Raw genomic sequence first — 12,694 nt, forward strand, 5'->3', positions numbered from 1 at the left:
TGAAGCGATGAACAACCTGTACCGGGACCTGGCCCCGATCACCGCGGCGGCGTGGGCCGAGATCGAGCAGGAGGCCACCCGCACGTTCAAGCGGCACATCGCCGGACGCCGTGTCGTCGACGTCAGCGAGCCCGGCGGGCCGGTCACGGCGGCGGTGAGCACGGGTCATCTGGTCGACGTGACGTCCCCCGGCGACGGGGTGGTGGCCCACCTGCGCGACGCCCGCCCGCTGGTGCGGCTGCGAGTTCCGTTCACCGTCAACCGAACCGACGTCGACGACGTCGAGCGTGGTTCGCAGGATTCAGACTGGGACCCGGTGAAGGAGGCCGCCATGAAGCTGGCGTTCGCCGAGGACCGGGCGATCTTCGAGGGCTACGAGGCCGCGCACATCGGCGGCATCCGCAAGTCGAGCACGTGTCCGAGCCTGGCGCTGCCCGAAGACCCCTGCGACATCCCGGACGTGATCAGCCAGGCGCTCTCGGAGCTTCGGCTGGCCGGCGTCGACGGCCCGTACAGCGTGCTGCTGTCGGCGGATGTGTACACCAAGGTCAGCGAGACCACCGCGCACGGCTATCCGATCCGCGAGCACCTCAGCCGACTCGTCGACGGGGACATCATCTGGGCGCCCGCCATCGACGGAGCATTCGTGTTGTCCACGCGCGGAGGCGATTTCGATCTGCAGCTGGGCACCGACGTGTGCATCGGCTACTCGTCGCACGACTCGGCGACCGTGCAGCTGTACCTCGAGGAGACGATGACATTCCTGTGCTACACCGCGGAGGCCTCGGTCGCCCTGAGCGCCTGACCTCTGCACCGCGAGAGCGCGTGTCTGCACGCCGACACTCCGTGTCGGGGCGTGCAGGACCGCGCGCTCACCGCGGGTCAGGCGACCAGAACTGCGTCCAGCGCCGAGTAGAAGATGCCCAGCCCGTCGTCGGACGGACCGGTCAGCGCCTCGGTGGCGTGCTCGGGGTGCGGCATCAGACCGACCACGCGCCCGTTCGCGGAACTGATGCCCGCGATAGCGCGCATCGAGCCGTTGAGGTTCTCGCGGTAGCGGAACACCACACGGCCCTCCCCTTCGAGCTCGTCGAGCACCTCCGTGCTCGCGACATAGCGGCCCTCGCCGGACTTCAACGGCACCAGCAGATCGGCGCCCTGCTCGTAGCGCGACGTCCACGCCGACGAGTTCGACGCGACCTCAAGCCAGGTGTCGCGGCAGATGAAGTGCAGGTTCTCGTTGCGCGTCAGTGCCCCGGGCAGCAGCCCGGCCTCGCACAGCACCTGAAAGCCGTTGCAGATGCCCAGCACGGGCATGCCCCTGCCCGCGGCGGCGACGACCTCGCCCATCACGGGTGCGAACCGGGCGATGGCGCCGGCGCGCAGGTAGTCGCCGTAGGAGAAGCCGCCCGGCACGATCACCGCGTCGACACCCTTGAGGTCGGCATCGGCGTGCCACAGGTTCACCGCTTCGCCGCCGGCCAGACGCACCGCGCGCGCCGCATCGATGTCGTCGAGCGTGCCGGGGAATGTGATGACGCCCACGCGGGCGGTCATTCGCCGTCCTCCCGCGTCACGGTCCAGTCCTCGATCACGGTGTTCGCGAGCAGACCCTCGGCGATCTCGGCGAGCTTCGCGTCGTCGATGTCGCCGTCGATGTCCAGTTCGAATCGCTTGCCCTGCCGGACATCTGAGATTCCCTCGAACCCGAGCCGGCCCAGCGCGCCGACGATCGCCTGCCCCTGCGGATCCAGGATCTCGGTCTTCGGCATCACGTTCACCACCACTTTTGCCACGCGGTCACTCTACCTGCGGTGACCGGGCCGTCGCGTCATCGGCATGAGCCCAGATAGGCGGTGCACAGCGGCACCGCCATCGAGTCGAAGACCTCCGCGTCGGCCGGCACGCCGCGCCACGGCACCGCGGGCGGCGTCGCCGACCACAGCGTCATCTCCACGAGTGTGCTGCTGGCCGGGTCGACGACCAGGTAGGTGCGCATGACACGGCCGGCACCGCTGACCACCGCCGCGAACTGCATCGCCTCGCTGGTCGTCAGCGACGGGGACACCGTGGGTGCGGTCAGCTGGCAGGCCGACAGCGCCATCCGGGCCCATTCGAGGGTCTCCAGCGCGTCGCGGCCGCCGGTGACGGTGTCGCCCCGCCAGTGCACGACCTGCACCTGAAGGCTCCACTGACCTGGGCTGTTGACGATCTCGGCGCGGGCTGCGACGGCGTAGTCGCGTGGGTCGCCGTCGCGGGGCGGGCTGGCGCACCACGACTCGAACGCGAACCGCGGGGCCGTCGTGGCGATGGCGATACCGGCGAGGTCCGGCCAGCGATAGACCGGGGCCAGCGGGATCGCGCCCGGGTAGATCCAGGCCGACCCCGGGATGCCGTCGCAGGCGGGCGGGCAGATTTCCGGGGCGGCATCAGAGACCCCCGGCGACGCCATCAGTCCCCACATCGCGACAGCCAGCGCGAACAACGATCGCACGTACACCCCACCCCCACACGCCCGGTGCGCGTCACAATATAGGGATGCAGCTCACACATTTCGGCCATTCATGCCTTCTCGCGAGCTTCAGCGGGCCGCAGGACGCCCAGACGTCGGTACTGTTCGATCCGGGCGCCTTCTCGCACGGGTTCGAGGGGATCACGGGTCTGGCGGCGATCCTGATCACCCATCAGCACCCCGATCATGTCGACGTCGAGCGGCTGCCCGCCCTCATCGAGGCCAATCCACAGGCTGCGCTGTACGCCGACCCACAGACCGCGGCCCAACTCGGCGGCCCGTGGCAGGCCGTCAACGTCGGCGACGAGCTGAGCATCGGGCACCTCACGGTGCGCGGTGCGGGCGGCACCCACGCGGTCATCCATCCGGAAATCCCTGTGATCGACAACATTTCGTATCTGGTCGGCGACGGTGAGCACCCGGCGCGCCTGATGCATCCCGGCGATGCGCTGTTCGTTCCCGACGAGCCGGTCGACGTGCTCGCCACCCCGGCCGCCGCGCCGTGGTTGAGGATCTCCGAGGCCGTCGACTATCTGCGCGCGGTGGCGCCCACCCATGCCGTGCCCATCCACCAGGCGATCATCGACCCGATCGGGCGGCCCATCTTCTACGGCCGCCTGACCGAGATGACCGACACCGACTTCCAGGTCCTCGAGCAGGAGAACGCGGTCACCTTCTGACCGCGAGCACTCACAAACTCGCGCGTGTCGTCGGCGTGTCGTGCGAGTTCGCGTCTGCTCGCGAGTGCTCGCGAGTGCCTGCCCGGCCTTAGCCCACCGCGACCGCCGCGTGGCGCCCCGCCGCACGACCCGAGAACACGCACCCGCCCAGGAACGTCCCCTCCAGCGACCGGTAGCCGTGGACGCCGCCGCCGCCGAACCCGGCAGCCTCACCGACGGCGTACAACCCCGGCAGCACCGTGCCGTCGGCCCGCAACACCCGGGAGTCGAGGTCGGTCTGCAAGCCGCCCAACGACTTTCGCGTCAGGATGTGCAGCTTGACCGCGATCAGCGGACCGGCCTTGGGGTCGGTCAACCGATGCGGCGCCACCACGCGGCTGATCCGGTCGGGCAGGTAGGCACGCGCGGCGCGAATCGCGGTGACCTGGCCGTCCTTGGTGAACCGGTTGGTCACCTCGCGGTCGCGGGCGGTGACCTCGGCCTCCACGACACCGAACTCCAGCGGCACGACACCGGGGATCGCGTTCATCCTGGTGACCAGCTCGCGCAACGACGTGGCGGTGACGAAGTCGACGCCCTTGTCGACGAACGCGTGCACCGGCGCGGGGCCCTTGCGGCTGCGTTCCAGGACGGCGCGGATGCTGCGCCCCGTGAGGTCGGGATTCTGCTCCTGCCCGGACAGGCCGAACTCCTTGTCGATGATGCGCGAATTCAGCACGAACCAGGTGTAGTCCTGGCCGGTCTGCGCGATGTGCTCCAGCGTGCCGAGCGTGTCGAACCCGGGGTACAGCGGCACCGGAAGCCGTTTACCGGTGGCGTCCAGCCACAGCGACGACGGTCCGGGTAGGATCCGGATCCCGTGGCGCGGCCAGATCGGGTCGTAGTTGGTGATTCCTTCGGTGTAATGCCACATCCGGTCGCTGTTGATGACGCTCGCGCCCGCAGTCGCCGAGATCTCCAGCATGCGGCCGTCCACGTGGGCGGGCACCCCGCTGAGCAACTGTTCGGGCACCCGGCCCATGCGCTCGGGCCAGTACTTGCGGACCAGTTCGTGGTTGCCGCCGATTCCGCCGCTGGCGACGATCACCGCTTGCGCACGGAATTCGAAGTCGCCGAACACATTTCGTGACGACGGCGCGCCACGCACAGCATCCGAGGGCTCCAGTACCGCACCGCGGACCCCGACGACGGCGCCGTCGTCGACGATCAGCTCGTCGACGCGGTGGCGGTGGACGAACCGCACCCGAGGGTTGCCGATCAGCCGACGGGCGAAGATGTCGACGAGCGCAGGACCGGTGCCCCAGGTGATGTGGAACCGCGGCACCGAGTTGCCGTGGCCGTTGGCGTCGTAGCCTCCGCGTTCGGCCCATCCGACCAGGGGGAAGATCTGCAGCCCGCGGTCGCGCAGCCAGCTGCGTTTCTCACCGGCCGCGAAATCGACGTACGCGTGCGCCCACTGACGGGGCCAGTGGTCTTCGGCGCGGTCGAAACCGGCGGTGCCCAGCCAGTCCTGCAGCGCGAGTTCGTGGCTGTCCCGGATGCCCAGTCGCCGTTGCTCGGGGCTGTCGACGAAGAACAGTCCGCCGAACGACCAGTACGCCTGGCCACCGACGTTGGCCGAGTTCTCCTGGTCGACGATCAGCACGGACCGGCCCCGTTCGGCGAGCTCACACGCCGCCACCAACCCGGCCAGCCCGGCGCCCACCACGATGACATCAGCAGTCATTGGGCCAATCTAGCGAGCCGGACCCGTCATGCGGCGTCGGTCAGCGCAGGAAGAGGTGACCATTCGTAGACGGCCGGCGTGCACGCGTGCATCAGCGACAGGTCGACGGCGTCGAGCATGGCCTGGCGCGGACCGGGTTTCCTCAGGTGCCGGGCCGCCACCGCGACACGTACGACACCGTGCCGACGCGCGGTGCGGGCCGCGGCGAGAACCAGAGTGCGACACCACCAGGGTTCGGTCAGGAAGCCTTCGCCGATACCCAGGACACGGGCGCGCACCATGTCCCGCCGGACCAGATCGGTGATGCCCGCCAGCCCGGCGACCAATCGGAACCCGTTGCGGGGCAGAGCGATCAGAGTCCCCTGTGACACGTTCCAGCCCGGCGCGGCGAACAGCCGGGTACGCAGGCCGAGGTGTTCGAGCACGCGGTCGGCGCCCATCAGGCGCAGGTTCGCCTCGTGGGCCTGCAGCGTCGCGAACTCGTCACGGCGCGCTCTGGTGGCGGCCTCGTCGTATCCGTGCAACACGATGGCATCTCCGTCGGCGCGGCGGGCGGTCAGCCAGTCGACGGTGGGCGCGTCGTGGTCGAGCCGATAGCCGCCCTTGAGTCGTGGGGCGACCAGGAACGACGCGGGCACCCCCCGCTCGCGGAGCTGGGCCCGGAAGTCTGCGACATCGTCGAGGGTGCGGTCTCTGACACCGGAGATCGAGACGATCAGTTGTCCTGCCACACCCGCAGTGTCGCAACGTCAGGTGTCCTGACGGTGGCCGACACCCCGCCGCCAGATGAGCGTCCGGCTACGTTCCCAGCACGTCGTCGATCGCCGCGATCACGGCGGGATCGTCGGGGGTGGTGCGGGGTCGGAACCGCTTGACGACCTCGCCGCCGGGGGCGAGCAGGAACTTTTCGAAGTTCCACTGCACGTCGCCGGCCTCTCCGGCGTCGTCGGCGGTCTTGGTGAGCTCGGCGTACAGCGGATGGCGGTCGGCGCCGTTGACGTCGGTTTTCGCCAGCAGGGGGAACGTCACGCCGTAGGTGGTGGAGCAGAACTCCTGGATCTCCTCGGCGCTGCCCGGCTCCTGCCCCATGAACTGGTTGCACGGCACCCCGATCACCGTCAGCCCGCGCGGGCCGTAGTCCTTGGCGAGCTGTTCGAGTGCGGTGTACTGCGGTGTCAGACCGCACTTGGAGGCGACGTTGACGACGAGCGCGGCGCCGTCGGCCAACTCGGCCAACGTGGTCGACCGGCCGTCGAGCGTCGTGAGCGGGATTGCCGTGAGCGCAGAAGTCATGGCACGACGCTACCCGCGGTCGGCATCGCCGACAGGTCCAGGGGTGAACAACATCCGGGCCACCCGGCGCGCGGTGTACACGGCGTCGGCATCGGTGTCGATCGCTTCGTTGAGCCACAGCATCGCAAAGCCGTGCACCAATGACCACGCGGCCAGGCCGGCCGCCTGCGGGTCCTCCCGGGCACGTGCGTCGTCGAGCGTCCCGACGCCGGCTGCGAGCTCGGCGCCGGCCTCGGTCTGGGCTGCGACCAGCTCCGGGTTGTCCGGATCGACCAGCGACCGGTCGAACATCACCTCGTAATGGCCGGGATGGTCGACGGCGAACCGCACGTAGGCCAGTGCGGCGTCGAGGAATTCGGGCCTCGACTCCCCCAGCGCCGCGGCCAGCATCCGCCATCCCTGGGCCGCCAGCGCGGTGAACACGCCCCGCCGGTCGGTGAAGTGGTGTGCCGGGGCGGCGTGCGATACGCCTGCGGCGCGGGCCAATTCGCGCAACGAGACTCCGTCGGCCCCGCGTTCGGCGACGAGTGTCGCCGCCTGCGCGAGGATCACGGCCTTGAGGTCGCCGTGGTGGTAGGAACCCCTGGTCATGCTGTGTCCTTCGAGTCAGCCGCCGGTTTCGGCCTTCGCGACGTCCAGCAGCCACGCGTACTGGAACGCGGTCTCCTTCCACCGCTCGTAGCGCCCGCTGATACCTCCGTGTCCGGCGTTCATCTCGGTCTTGAGCAGCACCCTGGCCGACTCGGCGGCCGGATCTTTCTGCGCATGACGCAGTGCGGCAACCCATTTTGCCGGTTCGACGTAGAACACCCTGGTGTCGTTGAGGGAGGTCATCGCCAGGATCGACGGGTAGTTCCCGGGCGAGACGTTCTCATACGGCGAATAGGACTTCATGTACCGGTAGACCTCGGGGTCGTCCAGCGGATTTCCCCATTCGTCCCATTCGGTGACGGTGAGCGGAAGCGACGGGTCCAGGATCGTGGTCAGCGGATCGACGAACGGCACCGCGGCGAGGATCCCGGCGAACCGTTCGGGCGCCATGTTGGCCACGGCCCCCACCAGCAGACCGCCGGCGCTACCTCCGTAGGCCACCAGGTTCTCGGGACGGACGGTCCCGTTCTCGTCGAGGTGACGTGCCACCGCGATGAAATCGGTGAATGTGTTGCGCTTCTCCAGCATCTTGCCGTGTTCGTACCAGGGTCTGCCGAGCTCGCCACCCCCACGCACGTGCGCGACCGCGAACACCATTCCGCGGTCAAGCAGCGACAGACGCGCGATCGAGAAGCGGGGATCCTCGCAGGACTCGTATGCGCCGTATCCGTACAGCATCGCCGGTGCCGGGAACTGCACACCGGCGCGGTGGACGATCGAGATCGGCACTCGGGCACCGTCTTCGGCGACAGCCCAGTCGCGCCGCTCGACATAGTCCTCGGGCCGGTAGTCACCGAGTACGGGCTGCTCGCGCAGCAATGTCCGTTCTCCGGTCGCCAGATCGAGGTCGTAGATGCGCACGGGGGTGACGAAGGACGTCGCACCGATGCGCAGCTTCGGCGCGCTCCAGTTCGGGTTCGCCGACAGCCCCACCGACATCAGCTCCGAATCGAAGGTGATGTCCTGTGCTCGCCCGTATCCGGCGTCCGTGACCGGCCAGAGCTGGATGCGCGGCAACGCGTCCTCGCGGTAGCTGAGGACCAGGTGCCCGTCGAACGCGTCGACGGCGTCGAGGCGCACGTCCTCACGGTGCTCGATCAGGGTGGTGACGTCGGTCGGGTCGGCGACCGGTGCCTCGACGAGAGTGAAGTTCTCGGCACCGTCGTTGTGCAGGATCAGGAACCGGTCCTGCCCGCCGACGACAGCGTGCTCGATCGAGTACTCCACGCCGTCGCGTCGCGGCCAGACGACGGTGAAGTCGGTGTCCCCGTCCTCGGCATCGCCGTAGCGCAGTTCGGAGGTCACGGCACTGCCGGCGGCGATGATCACGTACTTGTTGCTCCGGGTCCGGCCGACGCCGATCCAGTAGCGCTCGTCAGGTTCGTGATACACGCGCTGCGCCGGCTGCCCGGAGCCGAGGCGGTGCCGCCACACGGTGTCCGGACGCCAGGCGTCGTCGACGGTGACGTAGTAGACGGTGGCGTTGTCGGCGGCCCAGGTCACGCCCGCACCGATGCCGGTGATCTCGTCGTCGTAGCGCTTCCCGGTGCGTAGATCCTTGAATCGCAGGGTGTACCGCTCGTCGCCCTTGACGTCGACCGAGTACGCCAGGATGTTACCGTCCACGCTGACGCTGGCGGCTCCGAGGGAGAAGAAGTCGTGGCCCTCGGCCTCGACGTTCTCGTCGAGAAGCACCTGCTCGCCGGGGATCTCGGTGTTCTCGTCGAGTTCGGGCGGCGTCCAGTCCTCGGGATCGTCGACGGGGCAACGGCATTGAACGCCGTACTGCTTGCCCTGGAAGCTGCGTCCGTAGTACCACCAGTCGCCGCGGCGGGTGGGCACCGAGAGGTCGGTCTCCTTGGTGCGGGCTTTGATCTCGTCGAAGATCTTCTGCCGCAGCGGCGCCAGCGATTCGGTGACGTGTTCGGTGAACGCGTTCTCCGCTTTCAGGTAGTCGACGACGTCGGAGTTCTCCTTGTCGCGCAGCCATTCGTACGGGTCGACGAAGACGTCCCCGTGATGGACGCGCTGGGAGTCGACTCGCTGCGCGATGGGCGCCCTGACGTCACCGCTCACGCGGCTCCTCCAATCCAGTCGTCGAACCGCAGACCCGAGATACGTTCGTAGGCTTCGATATAGCGCGCCCGAGTAGCTGCGACGATGTCGGGCGGCAGCGGCGGCGGAGCCTGGTCGCCGTTGCGGTCCCAGCCGGAGTCGGTGCCGGTCAACCAGTTACGGACGAACTGCTTGTCGAAGCTGTTCTGCACCTGCCCCTCCGCGTAGTCGTCGGCGCGCCAGTAGCGCGAGGAGTCCGGAGTGAACACCTCGTCGGCCAGGGCGAGCTCCCCGTCGGCGCCGATGCCGAACTCGAACTTGGTGTCGGCGACGATGATGCCGTTGCTCAACGCATGGTCGGCGCCCTGCTGGTAGACGGCGAGGGTGCGCTCGCGCAACTGCTCGGCACGCTCGGCCCCGATGAGCTCGACGACGTCGTCGTAGGTGATGTTGACGTCGTGCTCGCCGAGGTCGGCTTTGGTCGCCGGCGTGAACAGGGGCTCGTCGAACTTGCTGGCTTCGACGAGGCCGGACGGTAGCGGGATGCCGCACACCGAGCCGGTCTTCTGATAGTCGATCAGCCCGGAGCCGGTCAGATAGCCACGGGCGACGGCCTCGACCGGCAGCATGTCGAGTTGGCGGACCACCAGCGCCCGGCCGAGCACCTCCTCGGGGATCCGCTCGTCATCGGGCGGACCCGCCAGGTGGTTCGGCGAGTCGAGGAGCCCGAAGAAGAACACGCTCATCGCGGTCAGCACCCGCCCCTTGTCGGGGATCTCGGAATCGAGGATGAAGTCGTAGGCCGAGATCCGGTCGGTCGCGACGAACAACAGATGCCGGTCATCGACACGGTAGAGCTCACGGACCTTTCCGCTGGCCAGATGCTGGTAGTCGGACAGAGCGGGACGCATCGGGCCAGCCTATCCGGCCGCAAAAAGGGGCCCGTGGGAAAGGGGCGAGCGAAGCGGCGGGGAAACGTGCTGTGATCGGTCACATGAGATCCCGCTGGATTCCGTACGCCACGACCCCGGTCCGACTGCTGTGGCAGCTGGTCAGCGACATCGTCGTGATCGCATGGACGGCCGCCTGGGTGTGGGTCGGGACCGCCGTGCACGCGGCCGTGTCCACGATCGCCGAGTTCGGCTATCAACTCGAGGGCGGCGCCAACGGTGTCGCGGGAAACCTCGACAACGCGGGCAACAGCGCCGACGACGTGCCGCTGATCGGCGGTGCGCTGGCCGGCCCGCTGCGCGGAGCGGGTGACGCGGCACGGGAGATCGCGGGCGCAGGGCAGTCGCTGGGCGTCACGGCGGGCTGGCTGGCGTGGCTGCTCGCGCTGGCCGTGGCCGCGCCGCCGATCCTGGCGCTGATGATGCCGTGGCTGTTCCTGCGGGTGCGATTCTTCCGCCGCAAGTGGACCGCAGTGACGCTGTCGTCGACCTGGGCGGGCGAGCAGTTGCTGGCTCTGCGGGCGTTGGCCAACCGGCCGCTGCCCAAACTGGCCGCGATCAACCCCGATCCCGTGGGCGCGTGGCGCGAGCAGGACCCGGTCGCGATCCGCGGGCTGGCGGCCCTGGAACTGCGGGCCTCGGGGATCAGGGCCGCCAACCTCAAACGCGCCAAATAGCCCGCCGAAATTGCATTCCAGCAGGCCTCATCTCGACCTTCTTCTGCGTCGACGCAATCTCGGCAGCCTTACTTCAGCAGACGCTTGAGCGCGGTCCCGAACGGATGCCTGGCGGTCACCGAGCCGAAACGCACCCTGCCGGTGACCACGACGTGCAGGGCCCGCGACGGCGGACTCGACGTGACTTTCACCGTCGTGGAGGCCCCGACCTGCACGACGCCGTTCAGGTCGGCTGTGGCGCCGTCGGGCAGGATCAGCTCGGTGGCGCTGAAGTAGTCGTCGATGTCGATGTGCACCACCGGGTTGTGCAGCACCGCAGAGGTGAAATCCAGTGTGGTCGAGCACATTCGGGTGACCAGACGCAGCCGCGGCGGTACGGTCCACGGCCCCTTGCGCGAGATGCCGGACATCCAGGTCCTCAGCACTTCCGGAGGGGCCGGGGCGGGTGCGCGACGAATGTGCGGCAGATCCGCGATGACGGTGTCCAGTTCGCGGCGGGTCCGCGCCCCGAGCACGACGTCGATACGTTCGGTGTACTCGTCGAGCGTGAGCATGCCCTGTCCCACGGCGTGTTCGAGGATCTGGGTCACCGCGGCGCGGTCGGCGTCCGATGCCCTGATGTCGGGTTGTCCGGAGTCCACCGCACCCAGACTAGGCGGACGTGCGTGGCCCGACCACCAGTGTCGTTCGGCTTCAGTGACTCAGAGGATCGCGCCCGAGGTGTATTCGGCCGCACCGGGATACCGCGCGACGAGGTCCTCGACCTCGGCGACCACGCGGTCGACCTGATCGCCCGCCGCCCCGCTGAACGCCTGCCGGTCGGCGAGCGCCGCATCGAGGGCGGGCCTGTCCAGCGGCAGCCTCGGATCGGCGGCGAGGCGGTCGAGCAGGTCCGGTTCGGCACCGCGCTCGCGCATCGCGAGCGCGACGGCGACCGCATGCTCCTTGATGACCTCGTGCGCCGTCTCGCGCCCGACCCCGGCCCGCACCGCAGCGATCAGGATCCGGGTGGTGGCCAGGAAGGGCAGGTAGCGGTCGAGTTCACGCTGGATCACGGCGGGATAGGCGCCGAACTCGTCGAGCACCGTCAGGAACGTCTCGGTCTGCCCGTCGAGGGCGAAGAACGCGTCCGGCAGCGCGACGCGACGGACCACCGAGCAGAACACGTCCCCCTCGTTCCACTGCGCGCCGGCGAGTTCCGCGGCCATCGAGCCGTAGCCGCGCAGCACCACCTGCAGGCCGTTGACGCGTTCGCACGACCTGCTGTTCATCTTGTGCGGCATCGCCGACGAACCGACCTGCCCCGGCGCGAACCCCTCGGTCACCAGTTCGTGGCCGGCCATCAGCCGGATGGTGTGGGCCAGCGACGACGGCCCGGCCCCGAGTTGCACGAGCGCCGAGACCACGTCGTGGTCCAGTGAGCGCGGGTAGACCTGGCCGACGCTGGTGAACATGTCGGTGAAGCCCAGGAATCCGGCGACGCGGCGCTCAAGGTCGGCCAAGCGCTCGGTGTCACCGTCGAACAGGTCGAGCATGTCCTGCGCGGTGCCCATCGGCCCCTTGATCCCGCGCAACGGGTAGCGGTCGATCAGCTCGCCGACCCGCTTGAGCGCGACGAGCATCTCCTCGGCGGCCGACGCGAACCGCTTGCCGAGCGTCGTCGCCTGCGCGGCGACGTTGTGGGACCGGCCGGCCATCACGACGTCCCGGTAGAGCGCGGCGCGTTCGGCGAGGCGCGCGACGACCGCGACGCCGTGGGCGTGCACCAGTTCCAGCGACCGCCGGATCTGCAGCTGCTCGACGTTCTCGGTGAGGTCGCGGCTGGTCATGCCCTTGTGCACGTGCTCGTGGCCGGCCAGGGCGTTGAACTCCTCGATGCGGGCCTTCACGTCGTGGCGGGTGACCCGCTCCCGCGCGGCGATCGAGGCCAGGTCGACGTTCTCCAGGACACGCTCGTAATCGTCGACGACCCCGTCGGGCACCGGCACACCCAGCTCTGCCTGCGCTTTCAGCACCGCGATCCACAACCGTCGCTCGGCGACGATCTTCGCCTCCGGTGACCAGATGGCCACCATCTCCTCGCTGGCATAGCGGTTGGCCAGAACGTTCGGGATGCTCACGAAGACACAGCTTACGAGTCCCCGCACCCG

Annotated in this window: 14 protein-coding genes; 3 read left to right on the forward strand and 11 right to left on the reverse strand. The window is 68.9% G+C overall.

Annotation, left to right across the window (positions count from 1 at the left end):
- The first annotated feature begins 7 nt into the window (after positions 1-7).
- Positions 8-805, forward strand: coding sequence for a family 1 encapsulin nanocompartment shell protein (locus DYE23_RS23960; RefSeq protein ID WP_115328362.1), 798 nt, complete (start codon positions 8-10; stop codon positions 803-805).
- A 77-nt stretch (positions 806-882) separates the two neighbouring features.
- On the opposite strand, the gene purQ is transcribed toward DYE23_RS23960, so the two are convergent.
- Genes purQ through DYE23_RS23975 form a run of 3 tightly spaced genes read right to left on the reverse strand, consistent with a single transcriptional unit; the run spans position 883 to position 2,494 of the window.
- Positions 883-1,557, reverse strand: coding sequence for a phosphoribosylformylglycinamidine synthase subunit PurQ (gene purQ, locus DYE23_RS23965; RefSeq protein WP_011892522.1), 675 nt, complete (start codon positions 1,555-1,557; stop codon positions 883-885).
- Positions 1,554-1,796, reverse strand: a complete 243-nt coding sequence (gene purS / locus DYE23_RS23970; protein WP_011892521.1) for a phosphoribosylformylglycinamidine synthase subunit PurS — start codon at positions 1,794-1,796, stop codon at positions 1,554-1,556. Before purS ends, purQ begins: the two co-directional genes overlap by 4 nt.
- 35 nt (positions 1,797-1,831) lie before the next feature.
- On the reverse strand, positions 1,832-2,494 hold the full coding sequence (locus DYE23_RS23975; protein ID WP_174905247.1) for an ATPase: 663 nt from the start codon (positions 2,492-2,494) through the stop codon (positions 1,832-1,834).
- A 44-nt stretch (positions 2,495-2,538) separates the two neighbouring features.
- On the opposite strand from DYE23_RS23975, the gene DYE23_RS23980 reads away from it, so the two are divergent.
- A complete protein-coding gene (locus tag DYE23_RS23980) occupies positions 2,539-3,192 on the forward strand; it encodes an MBL fold metallo-hydrolase (RefSeq protein WP_115328363.1) in 654 nt (217 codons plus the stop codon).
- Positions 3,193-3,280: 88 nt separating this feature from the next.
- On the opposite strand, the gene DYE23_RS23985 is transcribed toward DYE23_RS23980, so the two are convergent.
- The 6 genes from DYE23_RS23985 to DYE23_RS24010 all read right to left on the reverse strand — a co-directional run bounded on the left by DYE23_RS23985 (position 3,281) and on the right by DYE23_RS24010 (position 9,828).
- Positions 3,281-4,918 (reverse strand): FAD-binding dehydrogenase, encoded by a 1,638-nt coding sequence (locus DYE23_RS23985; protein ID WP_115328364.1) that lies wholly within the window; start codon positions 4,916-4,918, stop codon positions 3,281-3,283.
- 26 nt (positions 4,919-4,944) lie between these two features.
- Positions 4,945-5,649 (reverse strand): DUF2334 domain-containing protein, encoded by a 705-nt coding sequence (locus tag DYE23_RS23990; RefSeq protein ID WP_011892517.1) that lies wholly within the window; start codon positions 5,647-5,649, stop codon positions 4,945-4,947.
- 67 nt (positions 5,650-5,716) lie between these two features.
- Positions 5,717-6,211, reverse strand: a complete 495-nt coding sequence (locus tag DYE23_RS23995) for a glutathione peroxidase (protein WP_013470810.1) — start codon at positions 6,209-6,211, stop codon at positions 5,717-5,719.
- 9 nt (positions 6,212-6,220) lie between these two features.
- A complete protein-coding gene (locus tag DYE23_RS24000; protein WP_013470809.1) occupies positions 6,221-6,802 on the reverse strand; it encodes a TetR/AcrR family transcriptional regulator in 582 nt (193 codons plus the stop codon).
- A gap of 15 nt (positions 6,803-6,817) precedes the next feature.
- Positions 6,818-8,938 (reverse strand): S9 family peptidase, encoded by a 2,121-nt coding sequence (locus DYE23_RS24005; protein WP_115328365.1) that lies wholly within the window; start codon positions 8,936-8,938, stop codon positions 6,818-6,820.
- Positions 8,935-9,828: a phosphoribosylaminoimidazolesuccinocarboxamide synthase gene (locus DYE23_RS24010; RefSeq protein ID WP_115328366.1), complete on the reverse strand. Its 894-nt coding sequence runs from the start codon at positions 9,826-9,828 to the stop codon at positions 8,935-8,937. Before DYE23_RS24010 ends, DYE23_RS24005 begins: the two co-directional genes overlap by 4 nt.
- An 83-nt stretch (positions 9,829-9,911) precedes the next feature.
- Here DYE23_RS24010 and DYE23_RS24015 point away from each other — a divergent pair, with 83 nt between their 5' ends.
- Positions 9,912-10,544, forward strand: coding sequence for a hypothetical protein (locus tag DYE23_RS24015; RefSeq protein ID WP_115328367.1), 633 nt, complete (start codon positions 9,912-9,914; stop codon positions 10,542-10,544).
- Positions 10,545-10,612: 68 nt separating this feature from the next.
- On the opposite strand, the gene DYE23_RS24020 is transcribed toward DYE23_RS24015, so the two are convergent.
- The gene (locus DYE23_RS24020; protein WP_011892511.1) at positions 10,613-11,185 is read right to left on the reverse strand and encodes a DUF1707 SHOCT-like domain-containing protein; all 573 of its coding nucleotides are present in this window, start codon (positions 11,183-11,185) and stop codon (positions 10,613-10,615) included.
- Positions 11,186-11,245: 60 nt separating this feature from the next.
- Complete coding sequence (gene purB, locus DYE23_RS24025; protein WP_041799904.1) at positions 11,246-12,664, reverse strand: adenylosuccinate lyase; 1,419 nt, start codon at positions 12,662-12,664, stop codon at positions 11,246-11,248.
- Positions 12,665-12,694 lie beyond the last annotated feature (30 nt).

It is taken from the genome of Mycolicibacterium gilvum (assembly GCF_900454025.1).
GTDB lineage: Bacteria > Actinomycetota > Actinomycetes > Mycobacteriales > Mycobacteriaceae > Mycobacterium > Mycobacterium gilvum.